Source organism: Streptomyces flavidovirens DSM 40150 (assembly GCF_000429085.1).
GTDB classification, from domain to species: domain Bacteria; phylum Actinomycetota; class Actinomycetes; order Streptomycetales; family Streptomycetaceae; genus Streptomyces; species Streptomyces flavidovirens.
The window spans coordinates 72,741-97,823 of sequence record NZ_AUBE01000020.1 but is presented as its reverse complement, the minus strand read 5'-3'; the positions used below and the strand labels follow the sequence as shown (position 1 = coordinate 97,823).

17 protein-coding genes and 1 pseudogene are annotated in these 25,083 nt (G+C 69.8%); 14 read left to right on the top strand and 4 right to left on the bottom strand.

The genetic code is table 11. The features are described 5' to 3' along the window. The first annotated feature begins 1 nt into the window (after position 1). The 4 genes from dapF to hflX all read left to right on the top strand — a co-directional run bounded on the left by dapF (position 2) and on the right by hflX (position 6,550). Positions 2–889, top strand: a complete 888-nt coding sequence (gene dapF, locus G412_RS0123305) for a diaminopimelate epimerase (RefSeq protein ID WP_028814195.1) — start codon at positions 2–4, stop codon at positions 887–889. A 197-nt stretch (positions 890–1,086) separates the two neighbouring features. After that, on the top strand, positions 1,087–3,210 hold the full coding sequence (locus G412_RS0123300; RefSeq protein ID WP_028814194.1) for a RelA/SpoT family protein: 2,124 nt from the start codon (positions 1,087–1,089) through the stop codon (positions 3,208–3,210). A 141-nt stretch (positions 3,211–3,351) separates the two neighbouring features. Continuing rightward, entirely contained in the window at positions 3,352–4,905 is a 1,554-nt protein-coding gene (locus G412_RS35655; protein WP_078607283.1) for a M1 family metallopeptidase, read from the top strand. Positions 4,906–5,050: 145 nt separating this feature from the next. Further along, positions 5,051–6,550 carry a GTPase HflX gene (gene hflX / locus G412_RS0123290; RefSeq protein WP_028814193.1) on the top strand — a complete coding sequence of 500 codons (1,500 nt, stop codon included), beginning with the start codon at positions 5,051–5,053 and terminating at the stop codon, positions 6,548–6,550. A 108-nt stretch (positions 6,551–6,658) separates the two neighbouring features. On the opposite strand, the gene G412_RS0123285 is transcribed toward hflX, so the two are convergent. Continuing rightward, positions 6,659–7,882 carry a trypsin-like serine peptidase gene (locus tag G412_RS0123285; RefSeq protein ID WP_028814192.1) on the bottom strand — a complete coding sequence of 408 codons (1,224 nt, stop codon included), beginning with the start codon at positions 7,880–7,882 and terminating at the stop codon, positions 6,659–6,661. A gap of 302 nt (positions 7,883–8,184) precedes the next feature. On the opposite strand from G412_RS0123285, the gene G412_RS0123280 reads away from it, so the two are divergent. From G412_RS0123280 to G412_RS0123260, 5 genes are read left to right on the top strand one after another with little or no spacing between them, the layout of a single operon-like run. Continuing rightward, positions 8,185–9,576, top strand: a complete 1,392-nt coding sequence (locus G412_RS0123280) for a diaminobutyrate--2-oxoglutarate transaminase family protein (protein WP_028814191.1) — start codon at positions 8,185–8,187, stop codon at positions 9,574–9,576. A 29-nt stretch (positions 9,577–9,605) separates the two neighbouring features. After that, positions 9,606–11,513, top strand: coding sequence for an IucA/IucC family protein (locus G412_RS0123275; protein ID WP_028814190.1), 1,908 nt, complete (start codon positions 9,606–9,608; stop codon positions 11,511–11,513). 41 nt (positions 11,514–11,554) lie between these two features. After that, the gene (locus tag G412_RS0123270; protein WP_028814189.1) at positions 11,555–12,280 is read left to right on the top strand and encodes a GNAT family N-acetyltransferase; all 726 of its coding nucleotides are present in this window, start codon (positions 11,555–11,557) and stop codon (positions 12,278–12,280) included. Between the two features lie 59 nt (positions 12,281–12,339). Next, entirely contained in the window at positions 12,340–14,205 is a 1,866-nt protein-coding gene (locus tag G412_RS0123265) for an IucA/IucC family protein (protein ID WP_028814188.1), read from the top strand. 55 nt (positions 14,206–14,260) lie between these two features. Next, positions 14,261–16,231, top strand: a complete 1,971-nt coding sequence (locus G412_RS0123260) for an ATP-dependent DNA helicase (RefSeq protein ID WP_028814187.1) — start codon at positions 14,261–14,263, stop codon at positions 16,229–16,231. A 93-nt stretch (positions 16,232–16,324) separates the two neighbouring features. Here G412_RS0123260 and lexA read toward each other — a convergent pair whose 3' ends face one another. Beyond that, positions 16,325–17,110 carry a transcriptional repressor LexA gene (gene lexA, locus G412_RS0123255; protein ID WP_028814186.1) on the bottom strand — a complete coding sequence of 262 codons (786 nt, stop codon included), beginning with the start codon at positions 17,108–17,110 and terminating at the stop codon, positions 16,325–16,327. A gap of 424 nt (positions 17,111–17,534) precedes the next feature. Between lexA and nrdR the strand changes: the two genes are divergently transcribed. Next, positions 17,535–18,053, top strand: a complete 519-nt coding sequence (gene nrdR / locus G412_RS0123250; protein ID WP_028814185.1) for a transcriptional regulator NrdR — start codon at positions 17,535–17,537, stop codon at positions 18,051–18,053. A 125-nt stretch (positions 18,054–18,178) separates the two neighbouring features. Then, entirely contained in the window at positions 18,179–21,085 is a 2,907-nt protein-coding gene (locus G412_RS0123245) for a vitamin B12-dependent ribonucleotide reductase (protein WP_028814184.1), read from the top strand. A gap of 101 nt (positions 21,086–21,186) precedes the next feature. On the opposite strand, the gene G412_RS0123240 is transcribed toward G412_RS0123245, so the two are convergent. Continuing rightward, positions 21,187–21,717 (bottom strand): TerD family protein, encoded by a 531-nt coding sequence (locus G412_RS0123240; protein ID WP_028814183.1) that lies wholly within the window; start codon positions 21,715–21,717, stop codon positions 21,187–21,189. Positions 21,718–21,964: 247 nt separating this feature from the next. On the opposite strand from G412_RS0123240, the gene G412_RS35650 reads away from it, so the two are divergent. Then, positions 21,965–22,570, top strand: coding sequence for a YdbC family protein (locus tag G412_RS35650; protein ID WP_037649630.1), 606 nt, complete (start codon positions 21,965–21,967; stop codon positions 22,568–22,570). Positions 22,571–22,639: 69 nt separating this feature from the next. On the opposite strand, the pseudogene G412_RS39265 reads toward G412_RS35650, so the two are convergent. Further along, positions 22,640–22,741: pseudogene (locus G412_RS39265) on the bottom strand (TetR family transcriptional regulator); the annotation flags it as partial. 125 nt (positions 22,742–22,866) lie between these two features. On the opposite strand from G412_RS39265, the gene G412_RS0123230 reads away from it, so the two are divergent. Further along, complete coding sequence (locus G412_RS0123230; protein ID WP_028814181.1) at positions 22,867–23,541, top strand: histidine phosphatase family protein; 675 nt, start codon at positions 22,867–22,869, stop codon at positions 23,539–23,541. Next, a complete protein-coding gene (locus G412_RS0123225) occupies positions 23,538–24,446 on the top strand; it encodes an ADP-ribosylglycohydrolase family protein (RefSeq protein WP_028814180.1) in 909 nt (302 codons plus the stop codon). The genes G412_RS0123230 and G412_RS0123225 overlap by 4 nt, the downstream gene beginning before the upstream one ends. The last annotated feature ends 637 nt before the right edge of the window (positions 24,447–25,083 follow it).

Here is a 25,083-nt window from a genome sequence, read left to right as displayed (position 1 = left end):
CGTGAGCACCTCGCCGATCGCCTTCCTCAAGGGCCACGGGACCGAGAACGACTTCGTGATCGTCCCCGACCCGGACAACAGCATCGACCTGCCCCCGTCCCTCGTCGCGAGACTGTGCGACCGCAGGGCGGGCATCGGCGGCGACGGCCTGCTGCATGTCGTACGGTCCGCCGAGCACCCCGAGGCCCGGTCGATGGCCGACGCGGCCGAGTGGTTCATGGACTACCGCAACGCGGACGGTTCGATCGCCGAGATGTGCGGCAACGGCGTCCGCGTCTTCGCCCGCTACCTTCAGCGTGCGAGTCTCGTGGGCGAGGGTGATCTGGCCATCGCCACTCGCGGCGGCATCAAGCAGGTGCACATCGCCAAGGCGGAGTCCGGCGGCGGCATCGGCGACATCACCGTGTCCATGGGCCGGGCCGTCCTTCCCGAGGGCGATGTCACGGTCTCCGTGGGGGCCCGTGACTGGCCCGCCCGCAATGTGAACATGGGAAACCCGCACGCCGTCGCCTTCGTCGACGACCTGGAGCACGCCGGTGATCTGTTCACCGCACCGCCCTGCAGCCCCGCCTCCGCGTACCCGGAGGGTGTCAACGTCGAGTTCGTCATCGACCGGGGTCCGCGCCACGTCGCCATGCGCGTGCACGAGCGCGGCTCGGGCGAGACCCGCTCCTGCGGTACGGGCGCGTGCGCCGTGGCCGTCGCGGCCGCCCGCAGGGACGGCGCCGATCCCGCCGTCACCGGCGAGCCCGTGACGTACACCGTGGACCTCCCCGGCGGCCGTCTGGTGATCACCGAGCGGCCCGACGGGACCATCGAGATGACCGGGCCCGCCGCGATCGTCGCCGAGGGCACCATCGACGCGGACTGGATCGCTCCGGCAGCGTAGGTCCCGCCGCGCCGCGTCCCCCACGCCCCGTACGACCAGCAGGAAACGGGCATCACAGAGAGCTTCGCTCGAATGGGTGATCCGGTTCACGCTGGGCGAGAGCGGGACTGCGGGGCGTGTTGGGCTCGGTAGCATCAAGCACCGGCCGGGACGTGGGTCCACGCGTCCACCGCCGGTCGAAGCTGCCGGAGGTGCCCATGAGTGCAGAGGCCGCCAACCCAGGCGCCACCAGTCGCAGGCGTGGCCGCACCAGGCTCGATCTCCGCAGGATCGGCCGGGTCGCACTGCTCGGCCCCACGTCGCGCGACCGGCTGCCCGACGCGATCGGCCACGTTGCGGACGCCCACCGCGCCCACCACCCTGACGCGGACCTCACCATCCTGCACCGGGCGTACGTACTGGCCGAGTCGTCGCACCGGGGCCAGATGCGCAAGAGCGGCGAGCCGTACATCACGCACCCGCTGGCCGTCACGCTGATCCTTGCCGAACTCGGCGCCGAGACCACCACGTTGACCGCCGCGCTCCTGCACGACACCGTCGAGGACACCGATGTGACGCTCGAACAGGTGCGCTCGGAGTTCGGCGAGGAGGTCTGTTACCTCGTCGACGGTGTGACGAAACTGGAGAAGGTCGACTACGGCGCCGCCGCCGAACCCGAGACCTTCCGCAAGATGCTCGTCGCCACCGGCAACGACGTCCGCGTCATGTCGATCAAACTCGCCGACCGGCTGCACAACATGCGCACCCTCACCGTGATGCGCCCCGAGAAGCAGGCCCGGATCGCCAGGGTCACCCGCGACGTCCTGATCCCGCTGGCCGAACGGCTCGGCGTACAGGCCCTGAAGACCGAGCTGGAAGACCTGGTCTTCGCGATCCTCCACCCCGAGGAGTACGAGCACACGCGCGCACTCATCGCGGCGGACGCGAGCGCGGGCGACCCGCTGAACGCCATCGCGGACGAGGTCAGGAAGGTACTGCGGGAAGCGGGCCTGGCCGCCGAAGTACTCGTCAGGCCACGGCACTTCGTCTCCGTGCACCGGGTCAGGCTCAAACGCGGCGAACTGCGCGGCACGGACTTCGGACGCCTGCTGGTGCTCGTCGCCGAGGACGCCGACTGCTACGGCGTACTGGGCGAACTGCACACCTGCTTCACGCCGGTCATCTCCGAGTTCAAGGACTTCATCGCGGCGCCCAAGTTCAACCTCTACCAGTCGCTGCACACGGCCGTCGCGAGCCCGGACGGCGAGGTGGCCGAAATCCTCATCCGCACGCACCAGATGCACAAGGTGGCGGAGGCGGGCGTCGTCGCACTCGGCAACCCGTACACGCCGACCGACGGGTCCGAACCCGCCGTCGACGGCGAGCGCGCCGACCCCACCCGGCCCGGCTGGCTGTCCCGGCTGCTGGAGTGGCAGGAGGCCACGCCCGACCCCGACACCTTCTGGACGTCGCTGCGCGCGGACCTGGCCGAGGACCGGGAGATCACCGTGTTCCGCTCGGACGGCGGCACGCTGGGGCTGCCGGCCGGTGCGAGCTGTGTGGACGCCGCGTACGCGCAGTACGGTGAGACGGCGCACCGCTGCATCGGCGCGCGGGTCAACGGCCGCCTGGCGACGCTCAGTACGGTGCTCAGCGACGGCGACACGGTGCAGCTGCTCCTTACCCACGACATCGGCTCGGGGCCCTCGCCGGAGTGGCTCGACCACGCCCGTACGCCCGCCGCGCGCATCGCCATCACCACCTGGCTGTCGGCCCACTCCCAGGACGAGGCACCCGCCTTTGGAGGTTCCGGGGGCGGGCCGCAGGAGTCCAGGCCGGCGGGAGGGGGTGCCGGTGTGGCGCCCGGCATCGACACCTCGGTGCCGCGGGGCGCCGAGAACGTCGTCGCGGACCTGCCGGACGCGACCGTACGGCTCGCGGGCTGCTGTACGCCCGTACCGCCCGACGCCGTCACCGGGTTCGCGGTGCGCGGCGGCGTCGTCACCGTGCACCGCGAGGAGTGCCCCGCGGTGGGCCGGATGCAGGCGCGCGGGCGGGAGCTCGTGGGTGTGCGCTGGCTGGCCACGGGGGACTGCCGGGTCACCCTCGTCGCCGAGTCCTTCGGCCGCCCGCGGCTCCTCGCCGACCTCACGGAGGCCATCGCCACCGCGGGCGCGGCGGTCGTCTCGGCCACCGTGGAACCGCCGAGCGAGCAGCGTGTACGGCACACCTACACGCTTCAGCTCCCCGACGCCGCGGGGCTCCCCGCGCTCATGCGCGCCATGCGCGCGGTGCCGGGCGTGTACGAGGTGAGCCGCGCCCAGCGTCCCGCCACGGCCTGATCCGTACACCGCCCGACCCGTACACCGCCCGACGCGTACCACTGCCTGACGGGCCACCGGCTGACCGAACGCACCGCTCTTTCGAGTGGGAGCTTCGCGTGCCGTCACAGCGGCCGCTGACCGCACTGATAGCGGTAAGTCATGATGATCACCTCACGGCGCCTGCGTGCCGCCCTGCTGGCCGCCGCATCGGCCACCCTCGTCGCCGCGACCGTGCCCGCTCCCGAACCACCCGTGGCGCTCGGCATCGGCGATCCGCTCTTCCCGCACCTGGGGAACCCCGGATACGACGTTCGCGAGTACGACATCTCCTTCACGTACCGCGGAAGCAACAGCAAGCCCCTGGACGCCGTCACGAAGATCGACGCGCTGGCCACGGAGCGGCTCGACCGCGTCAACCTCGACTTCTCACGCGGCACCGTCGCGTCGGTCGAGGTCAACGGCGAGCGCGCGGCGTTCGCGACGGCGCGGGAGGACCTGATCGTCACGCCTCGGGAGCCGGTGCACGAGGGACGGCCGCTGCGCATCACCGTCCGGCACACCAGCGACCCCAGCCCCAAGGAGGGCCCGGACGGAGGCTGGGTACGTACGCGCGACGGCCTCGCCATGGCGAACCAGGCCGACGCGGCCCACCGGGTGTTCCCGTGCAACGACCACCCCGCGGACAAGGCACTCTTCACGTTCCGTGTCACCGCACCGAAGGGCATGACCGCGGTCGCCAACGGGCTGCCGGTGGGAGAGCGTGAAAAGGCGGCGGACGGCGCCACCTGGACGTACCGGACCAGACATCCCATGGCGACCGAACTCGCCCAGGTATCGGTCGGCCGGTCGACGGTGGTGCACAGGAGCGGACCGAACGCCCTTCCCCTGCGCGACGTCGTGCCCACCGCCGACCGGGCGCGGCTCGAACCGTGGCTGAAGAAGACACCGGGGCAGCTCGACTGGATGGAGCGGCAGGTCGGCCGCTATCCGCTCGAGACGTACGGGCTGCTCATCGCCGACGCGGAAACCGGCTTCGAGCTGGAAACGCAGACGCTGTCACTCTTCGAGCGCTCACTCTTCACCCGCTCCGACCTGCCCGCCTGGTACGTCGAATCGATCATGGTGCATGAACTGGCCCACCAGTGGTTCGGCAACAGCGTCTCACCGCGCTCCTGGTCCGACCTGTGGCTCAACGAAGGACACGCCACCTGGTACGAGGCCCGGTACGCCGAGGACCACGCGAAGCGTCCGCTGGAGGCGAGGATGCGCCAGGCGTACGCGCAGTCCGACGGCTGGCGGGCCCAGGGCGGCCCGCCAGCCGCTCCCCGGAGCCCCGTACCGGGAAAGAAGATCAGCCTCTTCAGGCCGGTCGTCTACGACGGAAGCGCACTGGTGCTGTACGCGCTGCGCCAGGAGATCGGGAAGGACGCCTTCGGGCAGCTGCAGCGGCGGTGGGTCAGCGAGCACCGTGACACCAGCGCGACGACGGATGATTTCACGGGCCTCGCCTCGGAGATCGCGGGCCGGGATCTGTCCGGCTTCTTCAAGAAGTGGCTGTACGGGAAGAAGACGCCGCCCATGCCCGGACACCCGGACTGGCGCAGCGAGTCCGGCAAGGCGGCAGGCAAGGCTGCGGGCCGGGGGACCGCCAAGGCTGCGGCGAAGACGGTTCCGGTGCGTGGACAGGTGCGAGAACACGGGAAGCGGGCATAAACCCGAGTGACGGCCCGGCGCGCACCATGCCACTATCAACGGGTCTGCGGCGCTGCCGGGACGGGGACCCGACACCTCGGGAATCTTCCGGCCACGTCACGCGTTGTGACGCATGCAACCGACTTTCTATCGACGTAAGGATCCAATGACCTCCTCTTCTTCCGCTTCCAAGGACGCACAGAGCTTCACGGAGAACGTGACCGAGAGCCTTCGGGCCGATGCCCTGATGGAAGAGGACGTCGCCTGGAGCTACGAAGTCGACGGGGAGCGGGACGGCGACCAGTTCGAGCGCTCCGACCGTGCCGCGCTTCGACGTGTGGCCGGCCTCTCCACCGAGCTCGAAGACGTCACCGAAGTCGAGTACCGGCAGCTGCGCCTGGAGCGTGTGGTGCTGGTCGGTGTCTGGACTTCGGGAACCGTGCTCGACGCCGAGAACTCGCTGGCGGAGCTGGCGGCTCTCGCCGAGACCGCGGGCGCACTCGTGCTCGACGGTGTCGTACAGCGTCGTGACAAGCCGGACCCGGCCACGTACATCGGCTCGGGCAAGGCGATCGAGCTGCGCGACATCGTGATCGAGACTGGGGCCGACACCGTCGTCTGCGACGGTGAGCTCAGCCCCGGCCAGCTCATCCACCTCGAAGACGTTGTCAAGGTCAAGGTGGTCGACCGCACCGCCCTGATCCTCGACATCTTCGCCCAGCACGCCAAGTCCCGAGAGGGCAAGGCCCAGGTCGCGCTCGCGCAGATGCAGTACATGCTGCCCCGGCTGCGCGGCTGGGGTCAGTCGCTGTCCCGGCAGATGGGCGGCGCCGGTTCCGGCGGTGGCGGCGGTATGGCCACCCGTGGTCCCGGTGAGACCAAGATCGAGACCGACCGGCGCCGGATCCGCGAGAAGATGGCGAAGATGCGCCGGGAGATCGCGGAGATGAAGACCGGCCGCGACATCAAGCGCCAGGAACGCAAGCGCAACCAGGTGCCCTCGGTCGCGATCGCCGGATACACGAACGCCGGCAAGTCCTCGCTGCTCAACCGCCTCACGGGCGCGGGCGTGCTGGTGGAGAACGCACTGTTCGCCACCCTCGACCCGACCGTGCGCCGGGCGGAGACCCCGAGCGGACGGGTCTACACGCTCGCCGACACCGTCGGATTCGTACGCCACCTGCCGCACCACCTCGTCGAGGCGTTCCGCTCCACGATGGAAGAGGTCGGGGAGGCCGACCTGATCCTGCACGTGGTGGACGGCGCGCACCCGGCGCCTGAGGAGCAGCTGGCGGCCGTGCGCGAAGTGATCCGGGATGTCGGCGCGCTGGACGTGCCCGAGATCGTGGTGATCAACAAGGCGGACGCGGCAGATCCGGTCGTACTGCAGCGGCTGCTGCGTATCGAGCGTCACGCGATCGCGGTGTCCGCCCGTACGGGCGCGGGCATGGCGGAACTGCTGGCGCTGATCGACGCCGAGCTGCCCCGGCCCGAGGTCGAGATCGAGGCTCTCGTGCCGTACACACACGGCGGGCTGATCTCGCGGGCACACGCCGACGGCGAGGTGATCTCCGAGGAGCACACCGGTGAAGGCACGCTGATCAAGGTACGGGTGCACGAGGAGCTGGCGGCGGACCTGGCGCCGTTCGTGCCGGCGACTCGCTGACCGGGGCCCGCTCCCCAGCCGTACAGGAACTCCTCAGCCGTACAGGAACAGAGCAAAGCCCGAAGGCCGCCCCCTCACCACGCGGGGGCGGCCTTCGGGCTTTGCGCTCTACTGGCCGGCGAACTTCCCGCTCACCGAGTCGTAGATCGTCTTGGCTTCCGCGCCCAGCCGGGGACCGGCCAGCCAGCCGGCCGTCACCGGGCCGATCGAGGTGTTGGAGACCAGTGCGGGCTTGCCGTCCTGGCCGATCGCCGTCCAGCCGCCACCGGAGGAGCCACCGGTCATGGTGCAGCCGATGCGGTACATCGTCGGTTCGCCGGCCTTGATGGACAGGCGCCCCGGCTTGTCCGCGCACTGCAACTGCTTCTGGCCGTCGAAGGGCGGAGCGGCAGGGTAACCGGTCGCCGTCATGCTCGCGACCTCAGGTGCGGTCGGCGCGTTGAACTCCACCGGAAGGGCCGAACCGACCGTCTCCTCAAGGGACTTGCCGCTGCCCTTCTCCGGGGTGACATGCAGCACCGCGAAGTCGTACGGAGCGCCTTCGCCGCCGGTCGGGCCGCCCTGGGCGATCCACTGCGATGACGTCTGCGCCCAGTCGCCCCACCATACGCCGTGCGGAGTGATTTCGTTCTCGTTCTTGGGCGCGGCGTCGAGTTCCGCGGCCGACTTGCCGGTGTTGTTGTACGACGGGACGAAGGCGATGTTGCGGTACCAGCCGCCCTTCTTGCCGGCGTGCACGCAGTGGCCGGCCGTCCACACCATGTTGGACTTGCCGGGGTGTGCCGGGTCCTTGATGACGGTCGCGGAGCAGACCATCGCACCTTCGGGCCCGTCGAAGAAGAGCTTCCCGGACTCGGGGGTGCTCGCCGTGTACGGGCTCTTCACGGGCACCGCCTCGATGGGCGCGGGCGTCGGGTCGGTGACACCCTCGTCGCCGGAGATGTCGTTGTCCACCGGCCTGTCGGGCTCCTCGGCGTCCCGCATGCGGTCCGCGTCCCAGAGGTCCTCGATGATCGGGTTGACGTAGTCCTCGGCCTCGCGGAGCCAGTCGTCCCTGCTCCAGTCCTTCCAGGCGCCGCCCTTCCACTTGTCCAGGTCGACGCCGTGCTCCTTGAGCCGGTCCTTCAGATCGTCGGGGATGACGATCTTGTCGTCGGTGGCCTGACTGGCGGCGGCGCTCGGCTCGCCGCCCGCGTTGTCCTCGGTCGGGCCGCAGGCGGTGGCGGTCAGGGCGAGGGCGGCGGCAAGGCCGACAGCGGCAAATGCGGGGGACGTTCGGCGACGCGCGCTCCTTCCGCCACGTGCTGCCATGGTCGGGCGAATGGGTCGCATGTCTTGATCCCCCTGGGACTTCGAAATCTTCTTCAGCGAACTCTGCGAACTGCGCACACGTCCGCACCCCGGCGGCGGAGCTCCGGGCCGGAGTGCGGTGCCCACTATGCCGGTGCCGATGGGGACGGCGCGCGGCAGGGCCGCGGTTCCCCCGACGTAAGGATCTTCTTATTGCCCGTGATCCCCCGCCGCCACTGTCGTTGGTACGTACGGGGGACGCAGGGTCGGTGTTCAGCCCTGACGGGCACGCACTTACAGACACTGCGAGCGACAGAAGCTTCACCGCGGGAGGACCAACAGACGTGGCCGTGACCGAACCTGCCGCCGCGGTGCTCAGCGCCGCGCACGAGGGGATCCTGAGGCGCCAGTCGCTGCGCGAATCCTCCGCCCGTACGTACGCGCGATCGCTGCCCATCGTTCCCGTACGCGCGCGCGGCCTGACGATCGAGGGAGCGGACGGACGTCGCTATCTCGACTGCCTCTCGGGTGCCGGGACCCTGGCCCTCGGACACAACCACCCTGTGGTGCTGGAAGCCATCAAGCGGGTCATCGACTCCGGCGCCCCGCTCCACGTGCTCGACCTCGCTACCCCCGTCAAGGACGCGTTCATCACCGAGCTGTTCGCGACGCTGCCACGCGGGCTCGCCGACAACGCGCGGGTGCAGTTCTGCGGCCCGGCCGGTACGGACGCGGTCGAGGCCGCGCTCAAACTCGTACGCACCGCCACCGGGCGCAGCGGACTGCTGGCCTTCACCGGGGCGTACCACGGCATGACGGCGGGCGCCCTCGACGCCTCGGGCGGTGCGCAGGACGTACGGGTGACGCGACTGCCCTATCCGTACGACTACCGGTGCCCCTTCGGTGCGGGCGGCGAACGCGGCGCCGAACTCTCCGCCCGCTGGACCGAGAACCTCCTCGACGATCCCAAGAGCGGCGTGGCGCACCCGGCCGGGATGATCCTTGAACCGGTGCAGGGGGAGGGCGGGGTGATTCCCGCACCGGACGAGTGGATGCGGCGGATGCGCCGGATCACGGCGGACCGCTCCATCGCGCTGATCGCCGACGAGGTACAGACGGGAGTCGGCAGGACCGGCGCCTTCTGGGCGGTCGAGCACAGCGGAATCGTGCCCGATGTGATGGTTCTGTCCAAGGCCATCGGCGGCAGCCTTCCGCTGGCCGTGGTGGTCTACCGGGCCGATCTCGACGTCTGGGAGCCGGGCGCCCATGCCGGCACGTTCCGCGGCAACCAGCTCGCCATGGCGGCGGGCGCCGCCACCCTGGCGTACGTACGCGAGAACCGGCTTGCCGAGCGCGCCGCTGTGCTCGGCGCACGCATGATGGGCCAGTTGCAGGGCCTGGCCGCCGACCACCCCTGCATCGGGAACGTACGCGGCCGGGGACTGATGATCGGCATCGAACTCGTCGACCCCGACGCCGCACTCGGCGACGGAAGCCGTACGTCCACGGGCGTACCCCCGGCGGCGTCCGCTCTGGCCGCCGCGGTCCAGCAGGAGTGCCTGGAGCGCGGACTCATCGTCGAGCTCGGCGGGCGTCATGCCGGCGTCGTCCGTCTGCTGCCTCCCCTCACCCTCACCGATGAACAGGCCTCGGCGGTCCTCGACCGTCTGGCCGACGCCCTGTCGGCCGCCGAACGCTCTCCGTACCACCGGCAACAGACCGGGCTGTCGAACTGACCCCGGACCTCGTCCCAAGGAAGACCCCCGTGAACCCCACTCCCGCACCCGATGCGTCCGAGGCCGAAGACCGACCCGCCCCCCACGACCGAGGACAGGGCGGTACGCACGGCCGCCTCGTGGTCGACGAGCCCAAGGTGCCCCGGCAGAAGGGCAGCGCCCATGCGGAACAGCGCACGCCGGGGCCAGGTGCCCGCCCGCAGGCAGCGGGCGTGACCGCGGACCTGCTCGACCACCCCGACCCGCACGCGGCGGCGGAGGCGGCAGCCGTCGAGAACCTGCTGCGCTGCTGGGTCCGGGAGAAAGACCTCCGCCGGCCCCTGGGACCGGCGCTCCGCATCCCGCTCGACGCCAGCGGCACCGCACTGCTCGTCCCCGTCCGCTACTGGTCGGCCACCGGATGGCACCGCTTCGGCATGCCGGTGCTGGAAGGCGGGCCGCAGGGGGCGCCGCCCGCCGACGCCGTCACGGTCGCCGCGCTGCTCGGCCGCGAGGCGGGGCAGGGGGAAGGAGCGGACCTGGTCGGCCGGGTCGCCGACTCCGTCCGGCGCACCGCACAATTCATCGCCGAGCGGCGCGCACACCCCGGACCGTCCGAAGAGGCGGACCTGTTCCTCAGCGCGGAACAGTCCCTTCTCCTCGGGCATCCACTGCACCCCACCCCCAAGAGCCGCGAGGGGCTCTCCGAGGCCGAAACGCTTCTGTACTCGCCCGAGTTGTACGGCTCCTTTCCGCTGCACTGGATGGCCGTCGACCGGTCCGTACTGGACGCGGACTCGGCCTGGACCGAACGTGGCCGCGCCGTCCCCGTCGAGCAGCTCGTCGTCCGGCTGGCCGACGGCCTGCGACTGCCCGACCACACGGTTCCCTTGCCCCTGCACCCCTGGCAGGCCCGCGAGCTCAAGCACCGGCCCGCTGTCGCGGCGCTCCTCTCAGAAGGTCTCCTCCACGACCTCGGCCCGTACGGCGCCCCATGGCACCCCACCTCCTCCGTCCGTACCGTGCACCGCCCCGGCTCGCCCGCCATGCTCAAGCTCTCGCTCGGCGTACGCATCACCAACTCCCGCCGTGAGAACCTCCGCAAGGAACTCCACCGAGGCGTCGAGGTCCACCGGCTGCTGCGCGCCGGGCTGGCCGAGCAATGGCAGTCCACCCACCCCGGCTTCGACATCATCCGCGACCCGGCCTGGCTCGCCGTGGACACGGCGGACGGCGAACCCATTCCCGGCCTCGACGCCCTCCTGCGTCACAACCCGTTCGGCCCCGGCGACGACGCCGTCTGCATCGCGGCTCTCACCGCCCCGCGGCCCTGGCCGGGCCGGACCGGCATGCACTCCCGCCTCGCCGAGGTCGTCGCCCGCCTCGCCGCCCGGACCGGCCGGCCCATCGGAGCCGTGGCCACCGAATGGTTCCTGCGCTACCTCGACCACGTCGTACGCCCGGTGCTCTGGCTGGACGGCACGGCAGGCGTCGCGCTGGAAGCCCATCAGCAGAACACCCTGGTCCTCCTCGACCCCGACGGCTGGCCTGTCGGCGGCCGCTACCGCGACAACCAGGGCTACTACTTCCGCGAATCCCACCGCGCCGACCTCGAACGCCGCCTCCCCGGCATCGGCGCCACCAGCGACACCTTCGTCCCCGACGCCGTCACCGACGAACGCTTCGCCTACTACCTCGGCATCAACAACGTCCTCGGCCTGATCGGAGCGTTCGGTGCCCAGCGGCTCGCCGACGAACGCGTCCTGATCGCCGCCTTCCGCCAGTTCCTCGGGAAGAACACCACCCTCGGCTCCCCGCTGCCCGCGCAACTGCTGGAGACCTCCAGTCTCCGCTGCAAGGCCAACCTGCTGACCCGGCTGCACGGCCTCGACGAGCTCGAAGGCCCGGTCGACACCCAGTCCGTCTACGTCACCATCACCAACCCCCTTCGTACCTGACGGAAACACGCCCCACCCGAACTGCTGAGAGGAGCGTCACCGTGCCTCCCGCCGATGCGAGCACCGACGCAGGAACCAACCCCGCTCCCCGCGCCGGATCCAGCACCGAGGACACCCTCGACCTGCGGCTCACCGACGAGCTCATCGCGCTCTTCGGTGACGACGCGCCGGTGACCGTCCCCGGACCCGTCGGCGGAGGCCTCCTCGACACCCCCGCCGACTGGGGCGCCGTCACCACCTCGGCGGGTGTCTTCCAGCTCGTTCCCGTACGCATCGAGCGGGACCTGCCACTCATCAGCCGGTGGATGAACGATCCGGCTGTAGCCGCGTTCTGGGAGCTCTCAGGTCCGCCGGATGTCACCGCCGCACACCTGCGCACCCAGCTCGACGGTGACGGCCGCAGCGCACCCTGCCTCGGCGTACTGGGCGGCGTACCCATGAGCTACTGGGAGATCTACCGCGCCGACCTCGACCCGCTGGCCCGCCACTATCCGGCCCGCCCGCACGACACCGGCATCCACCTCCTCGTCGGTGGCGTCGCGGACCGTGGCCGCGGCCTCGGCACCACCCTCCTGAGAGCTGTCGCCGACCTCGTACTCAAAAAACGTCCCGCCTGCGCACGTGTCGTCGCCGAACCCGACCTTCGCAACACGCCCTCCGTCTCCGCCTTCCTCGCGGCCGGCTTCCGCTTCTCGGCGGAGCTCGACCTCCCCGACAAGCGAGCCGCGCTCATGGTCCGCGACCGCGCCCTGCGAAACCTGCTGTGAACGACCCGCTATCTCTCATACACCGCTCGCCCCGAATGGGTTCCACCCGAGGAGTCCCCGTGCCGAAGCCCGCCGTCGCCCATGACTTCGAGGACCCGCTCCCGCTGCTCGCTCCACCCGAGCTGAAACCCGGCACCTGGGAGCTGGCCGCCCGCCGCCTCCTCGCCAAGATGCTGGGTGAGTTCGCGTACGAAGAGATCATCGAGCCGCTCCCGCAGCCGGCCGGTGACCGTCATACCCTCCGGCTCGACGACGGCGGCATCCTCTCCTTCCGGGCGGTACGCGGCGCCTACGGCAGCTGGCGCGTGAACCCCGACACGATCGAACTCAGCGAGCGCGACGCCGACACCGACGCCGGCACCGAGACCGGCACCGGCACCGGCACCGACGGCCGTCCTTTCGGCGATCCCCTTCGCTTCTTGGTCCTCGCCCGCCGCCTCCTGGCGCTCGACGGTGCCACCCTCGGCCACCTCATCCGCGAGCTGAGCGCCACCCTGGCCGCCGACGCCCGCCTCGACCACACCGCCGTGTCCGCCGCGCGTCTCGCCGACCTCGGGTACGCGGAGCTCGAAGGGCACCAGACCGGCCACCCCTGGCTCGTCCTCAACAAGGGCCGCCTCGGTCTCTCCGCCACCGACACCGCCCGCTGGGCCCCCGAGGCCCGTAACCCGGCCGCCCTTCCCTGGATCGCCGTCAGCACCGACATCGCCGGCTACCGGGGAGTCCCCTTACTCGCCACCCCCGAGCGCCTCTACGCACGCGAGCTGGACGTCCCCACCCGCGAGTCGTTCGCCGCCGTCCTGCGCGCCCGCGGCCTGGACCCCGAGCGGTACCTCTATCTGCCCGTACACCCCTGGCAGTGGGACGAAGTGATCCTGCCGCTCTTCGCACCCGCCGTCGCCCAGGGCGCCATCGTGCCGCTCCCCACCGACGGCGACGTACGAATGCCGCAGCAGTCCATTCGTACGTTCCTCAATACGAGCCGTCCCGACCGGCACACGGTCAAACTGCCGCTCGCCGTCCTCAACACGCTGGTTTGGCGCGGACTGCCCACCGAGCGCACCCTGGCGGCGCCCGCCGTCACCGCCTGGGTGCACGGACTGCGCGACGCCGACCCGTTCCTGCGCGACGAGTGCGGAGTGATCCTCCTGGGCGAGGTCGCCTCCGTCGCCGTCGAGCACCCCCTGTACGACGGCCTCCCCGAGGTTCCGTACCAGTACAAGGAGTTGCTGGGCGCCATCTGGCGCGAGCCGCTCACCGGCCGGCTGGCGCCCGGAGAGCGCGCCCGTACGCTCGCCTCTCTGCTCCACACCGACCCCGAGGGCCGCGCCTTCACCGCGGAACTCGTCGCTCGCGCGGGCATCCCGCCCGCCGTGTGGCTCCGGCGCCTGTTCGCCGCGATGCTGCCCCCGCTGCTGCACTTCCTGTACCGCTACGGCACCGTCTTCTCCCCGCACGGCGAGAACGCCATCGTCGTCTTCGACGACCACGACATTCCGGTACGCCTCGCGATCAAGGATTTCGTCGACGACGTGAACGTGAGCGCGCATCCGCTGCCCGAGCACGACACCATGCCCGACGACGTGCGCGAGGTACTGCTGACCGAGCCTCCCGCCTTCCTCACTCAGTTCATCCATTCCGGCCTGTTCGTCGGTGTGTTCCGCTATTTGGCGCCCCTGTGCGAAGAGCAACTGGGCGTTCCCGAGCATGAATTCTGGTCACTCGTACGAGCTGAAATTCTGCGGCACCAAGCCCGCTTTCCCGAGCTCAAGGACCGGTACGAGATCTTCGATCTGCTCACCCCGCGGATCGAGCGTCTCTGCCTCAACCGGAACCGCCTGCACCTCGACGGTTACCGCGACCGTCCCGACCGCCCGCACGCCGCGGTGCACGGCACCGTCCCCAACCCCCTCCACCTGTCCTGATGCGGTCGCCGGCGTGACGCGGGTTGTCAGTGGTGCCCCGTAGGCTGGACGGGCTATGACGAAGCCCTCACTCCCCGAGCTCCTCCATGCCGCCGTCACCGCCGTCGGCGGCACGGAGCGGCCCGGCCAGGTCGCCATGACCGAGGCTGTGGCCGGAGCCATCGACGACAATGCCCACCTGCTCGTCCAGGCCGGCACCGGCACCGGAAAGTCCCTCGGCTATCTGGTCCCGGCCCTGGCGCACGGCGAGCGCGTCGTCGTGGCGACGGCGACCCTGGCCCTGCAGCGCCAGCTCGTGGAGCGTGATCTTCCGCGTACGGTCGAAGCGTTGCACCCGCTGCTGCGCCGACGCCCCGAGTTCGCCATGCTCAAGGGCCGGTCGAACTACCTCTGTCTGCACCGGCTCCATGAGGGTGTACCGCAGGACGAGGAGGACGGCCTCTTCGACCAGTTCGAAGCCGCGGCTCCGACCAGCAAGCTCGGCAAGGACCTGCTGCGCATGCGCGACTGGGCGGACGAGACCGAGACGGGCGACCGCGACGATCTCACCCCCGGTGTCTCCGACCGTGCCTGGGGCCAGGTCTCCGTCTCCTCACGTGAGTGCCTCGGCGCGTCCAAATGCGCGTACGGAGCGGAATGCTTCGCGGAGGCGGCCCGCGAGCGCGCCAAGCTCGCCGATGTCGTCGTGACCAACCACGCCCTCCTCGCCATCGACGCCATCGAGGGCGCACCCGTGCTCCCCCCGCACGAGGTGCTGATCGTCGACGAGGCGCACGAACTGGTCTCACGGGTGACCGGCGTAGCGACCGGCGAGCTCAGTCCCGGACAGGTCAACCGGGCTGTCCGCCGGGCGGCCAAGCTGGTCAACGAGAAGGTCGCCGACGAGCTCCAGACAGCCGCGGAGTCCTTCGAACGGCTGATGGAGCTCGCGCTCCCCGGACGCCTCGAAGAGGTCCCGGAGGATCTCGGGTACGCCCTCATGGCGCTGCGTGACGCCGCCCGTAACGTCATCTCGGCCATCGGCTCGACCCGCGACAAGTCCGTCCAGGACGAGGACGCGGTGCGCAAGCAGGCGCTGGCGGCCGTGGAGTCCATCCACGGCGTTGCGGAGCGGATCGCCAACGGTTCCGAGTACGACGTCGTCTGGTGCGAGCGGCACGATCGTTACGGTGCCTCCCTGCGCGTCGCCCCGCTCTCCGTATCGGGGCTGCTGCGCGAAAAGCTCTTCACCGACCGGTCGGTCGTCCTGACTTCCGCCACGCTCAAGCTCGGCGGTGACTTCAACGGCGTGGGCGCCTCGCTCGGCCTGTCGCCGGAGGGAACCGAGGGAGAGGACGTTCCGGTCTGGAAGGGCCTGGATGTGGGCTCGCCCTTCGACTACCCGAAGCAGGGAATCCTGTACGTCGCCCGGCAGCTCGCCACACCGGGCCGCCAGGGTTCGCGCGGCGACATGATGGACGAGCTCGCCGAGCTGGTCGAGGCCGCCGGTGGCCGCACCCTGGGTCTCTTCTCCTCGATGCGGGCGGCGAAAGAAGCGGCCGAGGAACTGCGCGGCAGGCTCGGCATGCCGATCCTGCTCCAGGGCGAGGAAACGCTCGGTGAGCTGATCAAATCCTTCGCCGCCGACCCGCGGACATGTCTGTTCGGCACGCTGTCGCTCTGGCAGGGCGTCGACGTGCCGGGCCCGAGCTGCCAGCTCGTCGTCATGGACCGGATTCCGTTCCCCCGCCCGGACGACCCGCTGATGAGCGCCCGGCAGAAGGCCGTCGAGGAGGCCGGCGGCAACGGCTTCATGGCTGTCGCGGCCACGCACGCGGCGCTCCTGATGGCCCAGGGCGCGGGACGGCTCGTACGGGCCATGGGGGACCGTGGCGTCGTCGCCGTGCTCGACCCGAGGCTGGCGAATGCCCGCTACGGCAGCTACCTGCGGGCGTCCCTGCCCGACTTCTGGTACACCACGGACCGTAACCAGGTACGCCGCTCGCTCGCCGCGATCAACGCCGCAGCGGAGGCCGAGGGGAAGTAGGGGGGGAGCCTGTCCGGCCCGCGACGCACAACGCAGCGGGCCCCCGGAACCGGCGCAGTGGGTTCCAGGGGCCCGGTCTTTGTCCGGCGGGTGTCACACCCGTCGCAGCACCGCCACGACCTTGCCGAGAATCGTCGCCTCGTCGCCGGGGATCGGCCGGTAGGCGGCGTTGTGCGGGAGCAGCCACACGTGGCCGTCCTCGCGCTTGAACCGCTTCACCGTCGCCTCGCCGTCCAGCATCGCGGCCACGATGTCGCCGTTCTCGGCGACGGGCTGGCGGCGTACCGTCACCCAGTCGCCGTCGCAGATCGCCGCCTCGATCATCGAGTCACCGACGACCTTGAGGACGAACAGCTCACCGTCCCCCACTAGCTGCCGGGGAAGCGGAAAGACGTCCTCCACCGACTCCTCGGCCAGGATCGGCCCGCCGGCCGCGATCCGGCCGACGAGCGGGACGTACGACGCGGCGGGCTTGCCTGCCGTGTCGGTGGGCTGGGTGCTCGGCTGGTCCGAGCCCCGCACCTCGTACGCCCGGGGGCGGTGCGGGTCACGGCGCAGGAAGCCCTTCCGCTCGAGGGCCATCAGCTGATGGGCCACGGAAGAGGTGCTGGAGAGGCCCACCGCCTGACCGATCTCGCGCATGGACGGCGGGTAACCCCGCCGTTGCACCGAGTCCCTGATGACCTCGATGACCCGGCGTTGCCGATCAGTGAGGCCGGAACTGTCCGCCCGGATTCCTGGAGGTCGGCCGGGCAGCGAGCGTGAGGGCTTGGGGCCCTCCGGATGTGTGGCTGCTTCATTCATGGCATGCACCGGCTCGAGTCGGCTCTGGGATCGGTCCTGGGCAGTGATAGTTGCACTGTCAGCGGTGGTGGTCACGTCGGCCCCTCTCGAGATGTTCTCGCTCCCTGGTTGGACAACGGTAGTTGCTTTCGAAAGGTTGCGCCAAACACACGTTCGAGTGAAAAAGCGCGGAATGCCTTTCTCGAACGCACGGTGGGGTGTATGAGGAGCCGTTTTTAACCGAATGGCAATTCGGGCCATTACGGTAACCTTCGCGGCTGGGCCGGGGGGTGGCGGGGGTCTCGTCAGCGTGTCGCCCCGCGGCCGGCGCCGCGACACGCGCGGCGAGTTAAAAGCACCCAGACCCAAGATCTAGTGGTCACATGGACGTGGCCACCCACATGTGGGTCCCCAGTGCCATCAGGAGCCCCACGATCCCCTATGCTTGGGGCTGCTTCGGAGGGCCCCAGGTGGGGCGGGCCGAGGCTATTCAGTCGTGCTGTGAGGGAGGGTTGGATCCATGCACTGCCCCTTCTGCAGGCACCCCGACAGTCGCGTCGTCGACAGTCGCACCACCGACGACGGAACGTCGATCCGCAGGCGCCGTCAGTGCCCCGACTGCTCCCGCCGTTTCACCACGGTGGAGACCGCCTCACTGATGGTGATCAAGCGCAGCGGAGTCACCGAGCCCTTCAGCCGCACCAAGGTCATCTCCGGCGTGCGCAAGGCATGCCAGGGGCGACCGGTCACCGAGGATGCCCTCGCCAAGCTCGGCCAGCGGGTCGAAGAGGCGCTGCGCTCCACCGGAAGCGCCGAGCTGACCACCCACGACGTGGGGCTGGCCATACTCGGCCCGTTGCGGGAACTCGATCTTGTCGCGTACCTGCGCTTCGCATCCGTGTACCGGGCGTTCGATTCGCTCGAAGACTTCGAGGCCGCCATCGCGGAGCTCCGCGAGGAGCGGCCGCCCGCAAGTGATTGTGGCTGCGGACCCGGCGTGACCCCTGAGGTCCCCGCGCCCGCCGCTGCCGCCGACTGACCGACCGGCGAAAAAAGCAGACCTGCTCCGGCCGCTGTTTGCGGCGTCCGGAACATCAGACACACAGCGTGCCCCGGGAAGAACTGGGCACGTCAGAGCGTTTTTGTACGTATATGGGAGGCGGCATGACAGAGACGGCGAGCGGCCCGGCACGAGGTTCCCGTACCAAGGGATCCAAGACTGCTGCGGCTCGGCAGGGCTTGCGCATCGAGCGCATCCACACCACGCCCGGCGTGCATCCGTACGACGAGGTGGTCTGGGAGCGCCGTGACGTCGTCATGACCAACTGGCGCGACGGCTCGGTCAATTTCGAGCAGCGTGGCGTCGAGTTCCCCGACTTCTGGTCGGTGAACGCGGTCAACATCGTCACCAGCAAGTACTTCCGCGGGGCTGTCGGTACGCCTCAGCGCGAGACCGGTCTGCGGCAGCTGATCGACCGGATCGTGAAGACGTACCGCAAGGCCGGCGAGGAGTACAACTACTTCGCCTCTCCCGCGGACGCCGAGATCTTCGAGCACGAGCTGGCGTACGCCCTCCTGCACCAGATCTTCAGCTTCAACTCGCCGGTCTGGTTCAACGTCGGCACGCCCCAGCCGCAGCAGGTCTCCGCCTGCTTCATCCTGGCCGTCGACGACTCCATGGAGTCGATCCTCGACTGGTACAAGGAAGAGGGCATGATCTTCAAGGGCGGCTCCGGCGCCGGCCTGAACCTCTCCCGTATCCGCTCCTCCAAGGAGCTCCTCTCCTCCGGCGGCAACGCCTCCGGTCCGGTCTCGTTCATGCGGGGCGCCGACGCCTCCGCCGGAACGATCAAGTCGGGTGGCGCCACGCGCCGCGCGGCGAAGATGGTCGTACTCGACGTCGATCACCCCGACATCGAGGACTTCATCGAGACCAAGGTCAAGGAAGAGGAGAAGATCCGCGCGCTGCGTGACGCGGGCTTCGACATGGACCTGGGCGGCGACGACATCGCGTCCGTCCAGTACCAGAACGCCAACAACTCGGTGCGCGTGAACGACGAGTTCATGAACGCGGTCGAGACGGGCGGCAAGTTCGGCCTCCGCGCCCGTATGACGGGTGAGGTCATCGAGGAGGTCGACGCCAAGTCGCTCTTCCGCAAGATGGCCGAGGCCGCCTGGGCCTGTGCCGACCCCGGCATCCAGTACGACGACACCATCAACAACTGGCACACCTGCCCCGAGTCCGGCCGGATCACCGCATCGAACCCGTGCAGCGAGTACATGCACCTGGACAACACCTCGTGCAACCTCGCCTCGCTGAACCTGATGAAGTTCCTCAAGGACGACGGCAAGGGCAACCAGTCGTTCGAGTCCGAGCGCTTCGCCAAGGTCGTCGAGCTCGTCATCACGGCGATGGACATCTCCATCTGTTTCGCGGACTTCCCGACCCAGAAGATCGGTGAGAACACCCGCGCCTTCCGTCAGCTGGGCATCGGCTACGCCAACCTCGGCGCGCTGCTCATGGCGACCGGTCACGCGTACGACAGCGACGGCGGCCGTTCGCTCGCCGGCGCCATCACCTCGCTGATGACGGGTACGTCGTACCGGCGCTCCGCCGAGCTGGCCGCCGTCGTCGGCCCGTACGACGGCTACGCCCGCAACGCCGAGCCGCACAAGCGCGTCATGAAGCAGCACTCCGACGCCAACGCCACCGCCCCGCGCGTGGACGACCTGGACTCGCCGATCTGGGCGGCCGCCACGGAGGCCTGGCAGGACGTGCTGCGTCTCGGTGAGAAGAACGGCTTCCGCAACGCGCAGGCCTCGGTCATCGCGCCCACCGGCACCATCGGTCTCGCGATGTCCTGCGACACCACCGGCCTTGAGCCCGACCTCGCGCTGGTCAAGTTCAAGAAGCTGGTCGGCGGCGGCTCGATGCAGATCGTCAACGGCACGGTGCCGCAGGCGCTGCGTCGTATGGGCTACCAGGAGGAGCAGATCGAGGCGATCGTCGCCCACATCGCCGAGCACGGCAATGTGATCGACGCCCCCGGTCTGAAGCACGAGCACTACGAGGTCTTCGACTGCGCGATGGGCGAGCGTTCCATCTCCGCGATGGGCCACGTCCGCATGATGGCGGCCATCCAGCCGTGGATCTCCGGCGCGCTGTCCAAGACGGTGAACCTGCCGGAGACGGCCACCGTCGAGGACGTCGAAGAGGTCTACTTCGAGGCGTGGAAGATGGGGGTCAAGGCGCTCGCGATCTACCGCGACAACTGCAAGGTCGGCCAGCCCCTCTCCGCCAAGAAGAAGGACGTCAAGGCGGAGGTCACGGAGAAGGCCGAGGAGACGATCCGCGCCGCGGTCGAGAAGGTCGTCGAGTACCGCCCGGTGCGCAAGCGCCTTCCGAAGGGCCGTCCGGGGATCACCACCTCCTTCACGGTGGGTGGGGCCGAGGGTTACATGACCGCCAATTCCTACCCGGACGACGGTCTCGGTGAGGTCTTCCTGAAGATGTCCAAGCAGGGCTCGACCCTCGCGGGCATGATGGACGCCTTCTCGATCGCCGTCTCGGTCGGTCTGCAGTACGGCGTTCCGCTGGAGACGTACGTCTCGAAGTTCACCAACATGCGCTTCGAGCCGGCCGGCATGACGGACGACCCGGACGTGCGGATGGCGCAGTCGATCGTCGACTACATCTTCCGCCGCCTGGCGCTGGACTTCCTGCCCTTCGAGACCCGTTCGGCGCTCGGCATCCACTCCGCCGAAGAGCGTCAGCGTCACCTGGAGACCGGTTCGTACGAGCCGTCGATGGAGGACAGCGACGTCGACATCGACGTCGAGGGCCTGGCCCAGTCCGCCCCGCGCCAGACGGAGACGCCGAAGCCGGTCGCCGCCCCGAAGGTGGAGGCCGTGCCGGAGCAGAAGCAGGCGCACACCTCGGCGGAGCTCGTCGAGATGCAGCTCGGCATCAGCGCGGACGCGCCGCTGTGCTTCTCCTGCGGTACGAAGATGCAGCGTGCGGGCAGCTGCTACATCTGCGAGGGCTGCGGCTCCACCAGCGGTTGCAGCTGATCTGCGGCCAGTAGGCACAGCACACTGAGGAACAGAGGGGCGGCGGGCCTTACGGGCTCGCCGCCCTTCGGCGTTTCGCGGTTTCCGGGCGCGCACGGCTGTCAGGTCAGGCTGCTTCCCATCGTCGCGGCGAAGGAATTCGGGTCGGCGTCGAACCCGCGGATGACCGGGCGGAACTCCCAGCCGCCCGAGGCGTTTCTCGTGAACTCGGCGATGGTGGCGGCTGTCGAGGCGGACACGCCGGCGAGGTCGTTCTCCGCGAGCACGGTGTAGCCCTCGCGGATGCGGAAGCCCGTATTGGCTATTTCGCCGAACGTCGTCCTTCCCCCGCGCTGCTGAATGGCTAGGCCCACCACCACCCGGCCATAGGCGGGCGCCAGCCGGTCGAGCTCCAGGGTCATGGCCTCGTCGAAACCGAAGCCCTGGCCGTCTCGGCTGTCCCTGTTCAGGGTGATGGTGCCGTCCGGCGAGCGGCTGCCGAAGTGCACGACGTACGCGGGGCTGCCGTACGGGTCCTCCACGGCGTACGTCGCGGCGATGATGTCGAGGTCGTGGGCCGGTTCGCCCAGGGGAGTGGGGTCCCACCTGAGCGTCACTTCGACCTTGCCGACCCCTTTGTTGAGACTGCCCACCGGTCTTCCCCTCCCTCGGAACCCGGCCGGATCCCACCGGCGCGAGCTGTGCGAATGTGCACGTGGAACCAGGCTAGCCCCGAGCACCGACAACTCGCGTGGCGTCGAGGTCTGTTCCACCCCGTTCGCCGATAAAACCCGCATTGATGTGCGGCGTTGACAGGGAAGTCAGGCTGCGCCGCATCGTCCGGGGTGAAGAGCGCCGCAGGCGTGAGCGGGTGCGTGTTCCTGGCCGTACGATGGCGCGGTGCTGGTCAAGTGGATTCGCTGCACAGTGATCGACCGTCGGGGTTTCGAGCGGGGGCAGCGGAAGTGGGCGGGGCTGCTGGGGGAACCGGGTTTCCGGGGGCAGGGCGGTGGCTGGAGCCGAGAGCGGCCGGGCGTGGCTCACATCTTTTCCTTCTGGGAGAGCCGCGCGTTCTACGACTCGTTCATGGCGCGTTCGCACGACCGGCTCGCTGCCGCACAGTCCGGTACGTACAAGAACATCCAAGTGGGGCTCTTCGACTACCGGTTCGACGTCAAGACGGGCTTCGAGCCCCGGTTCACCGACGCCGATGTGGTGCGTGTCGCGCACTGCAAGGTGCATGAGGGCCGGGTCGAGCATTTTTCGCTGATGCAGGAGAAGGTCTGGAATCCGGCGATGGCCGGGTCGCCGGGCATGCTGCGCGGGCTGTTCGGCGAGGCGCCCGGCAATGAGTTCCTGGTGCTGTCGATGTGGCACTCCGCCGCCGAGCACGGAAAGTACCGCGCCGAGCGGGTGGAGCGTCTTTCGCTGCGTGCGCAGACTGATGCCGATGTGGCCGAAATCGCCGGCGCGGTCGTTCGGCTGGATCCGGCGTGGACGGTGTGATCACGCCGTACGGGCGCTCCGGTACGCACCGGCCCGGGCGGGGGTGGTCGCGGCGGCGGCGCACTCGCAGCGGCGATAGAGCGTCGTTTTGTGTACGCCCGAGTGCTCGGCGACGTACTCCACGGCGAGGCTGGGGCTGCCGTGCCCGGACAGGCCGGTGAGGACGGCCCCGTGCGCTGGTCGTCGTCTCCCACAACCGCTTGCTGCGCGGGCGTTTCAACGGCCGGATACGCTGGACAGAGGCTGGGAGGCTGCCCGGCTGAGCCGCATCCGATCTCACGTTCTAGGGTTTCGGCATGGCACGACCGCGGCGCATCGTACTGGTCCGGCACGGGGAGTCGGAGGGAAACGCCGACGACTCGGTGTACGAGCGTGAGCCCGACCACGCGCTCAGACTGACGGAAACCGGTCTGCGCCAAGCCCAGGAAGCGGGGGCGCACCTGCGTGAACTCTTCGGCGAAGAGCGGGTCAGCGCCTACGTCTCGCCGTACCGCCGCACGCATGAGACCTTCGCCGCCTTCGGGCTCGACCCGAACCGGGTGCGGGTGCGGGAGGAGCCGCGGCTGCGTGAGCAGGACTGGGGAAACTGGCAGGACAGGGACGACGTACGGCTGCAGAAGGCGTACCGGGACGCGTACGGGCACTTCTTCTACCGTTTCGCCCAGGGAGAGTCCGGGGCCGATGTGTACGACCGCGTCGGGGCCTTCCTGGAAAGCCTGTACCGGAGCTTCGAGGCACCCGACCACCCGCCGAACGTGCTGCTCGTCACCCACGGTCTGACCATGCGGCTGTTCTGCATGCGCTGGTTCCACTGGACGGTGGCGGATTTCGAATCGCTGTGCAATCCGGGCAACGGCGAAACGCGGTCACTGCTGCTGGGGAAGGACGGTCGCTACACCCTTGACCGGCCGTTCCGGCGCTGGAGGGCTCCCGAGCCGTACGGCTGTCCGGATAGAGTGGCGGAGCGATGACCGCTGACTCCTCCACCGTCCGGCGCCTCGAACGCGCCTTGGCCAGCCTGCGTGGGCTGTCCCTGGGAGACGCCCTGGGCTCCCAGTTCTTTGTACCCGCGAACTATCCGCTGCTCAAAAGCCGCGAGCTGCCGCCCGCGCCCTGGCAGTGGACCGACGACACCGAGATGGCCTGCTCGGTCCTGGCCGTGCTCGCCGAACACGGCCGTATCGACCAGGACGCGCTGGCGCGTTCCTTCGCCGATCATCACGACTTCGACCGCGGCTACGGCCCCGCCGTCAACCGGATGCTCCGGCTGATCAGGGAGGGCGGCGACTGGCGCGAACTCGCGGCGGCGCTCTTCAACGGCCAGGGCTCCTGGGGCAACGGTGCGGCGATGCGCATCGCGCCGCTCGGCGCCTGGTACGCGGACGACCCGGAGCAGGCCACCCACCAGGCCGAGATCTCGGCGTACGTCACGCATCAGCACCGTGAGGCCGTGGTCGGTGCCATGGCCGTGGCGGCCGCCGCCGCGCTCGCCGCCGATCCGGCAGGGCCGCCGACGCCGACCGGACTGCTCGACGGCGTGATCGCGCTGGTACCGCGCAGCGCGGTGGGCGCCGGGCTCCGCCGCGCCCGCGACATGCTGGACTACGACGACGCCGGGACAGTGGCCGCGGTGCTGGGTTGTGGACGGCGTACGAGTGCGCACGACACCGTGCCGTTCGCCCTCTGGTCGGCTGCCCGGTCGCTCGGCGACTTCGAGCAGGGCTTCTGGGTCACCGCGCAGGTGGGCGGCGACGTGGACACCACCTGCGCCATTTTCGGCGGAGTCGTCGCCGCGGGAAAGACCGGAGCGCCGCCGGTCGCCTGGCTGGAGCAGACGGAAGAGCTGCCCGGATGGACTCCCGCGCAGGCAATCTGACGGACTCCCGCGCAGGCGACCTGACGCCGGGCGGCATGATTCCGCCTCGCGTGACGTCGGCCCTGCGTGACGCCGAGCCGCGTGCTGCTGGCCGCGTGACGCCGGCCCTGCATCACGCCGGGCACGTGCTGCCGGCCGCGTGACGTCGGCCCGGCATGATGACGGCCCGGCATGACGCCGGCCTCGCGTGACGGCGGCCCTGGACGCGGGCCGCATGCTGCCGCCCGCGTGACGCTGGCCCTGTGTGATGACGGCCCTGTGTGATGTCGGGCGCTGTGTGATGTCGGCCCTGCATGATGCCGGCCTGCACGATGTCGACCCGCACCATGTCGGCCTCGCGTGACGGCGCCCCCGCAATGGTTGCGCCTCGCGTGACAACGGCTTCCTGGTGTGACACACGGCCGTGTGATGCTGCCCTGGCACGACGTCTCCCGCCACATGTCGTCGGCCGGCGCCCGGCTTCGGCAGCCCCGTGGCGTCGGCCGATCGCCCGTCGCGGCGGGGTTCCGCGACTGTCACGGTCCTGCCACAGCCCGCTCCTGGCGGCGCCGACCGGGTGCGCCAGAGCTAGTCTGACGGGCCACGCCGCCCTGTTGGTCATGCCGGGCGCGCGCCGACGAGACACCGGGCTCCGGCA

Bases quoted from the DNA above. Each gene is read 5' to 3' on its own strand.
- G412_RS0123300 (WP_028814194.1), top strand. From the start codon at position 1,087: ATGAGTGCAGAGGCCGCCAACCCAGGCGCCACCAGTCGCAGGCGTGGC.
- G412_RS35655 (WP_078607283.1), top strand. From the start codon at position 3,352: ATGATGATCACCTCACGGCGCCTGCGTGCCGCCCTGCTGGCCGCCGCA.
- hflX (WP_028814193.1), top strand. From the start codon at position 5,051: ATGACCTCCTCTTCTTCCGCTTCCAAGGACGCACAGAGCTTCACGGAG.
- G412_RS0123285 (WP_028814192.1), bottom strand. From the start codon at position 7,882: ATGCGACCCATTCGCCCGACCATGGCAGCACGTGGCGGAAGGAGCGCG.
- G412_RS0123260 (WP_028814187.1), top strand. From the start codon at position 14,261: ATGACGAAGCCCTCACTCCCCGAGCTCCTCCATGCCGCCGTCACCGCC.
- nrdR (WP_028814185.1), top strand. From the start codon at position 17,535: ATGCACTGCCCCTTCTGCAGGCACCCCGACAGTCGCGTCGTCGACAGT.
- G412_RS0123245 (WP_028814184.1), top strand. From the start codon at position 18,179: ATGACAGAGACGGCGAGCGGCCCGGCACGAGGTTCCCGTACCAAGGGA.
- G412_RS0123230 (WP_028814181.1), top strand. From the start codon at position 22,867: ATGGCACGACCGCGGCGCATCGTACTGGTCCGGCACGGGGAGTCGGAG.
- G412_RS0123225 (WP_028814180.1), top strand. From the start codon at position 23,538: ATGACCGCTGACTCCTCCACCGTCCGGCGCCTCGAACGCGCCTTGGCC.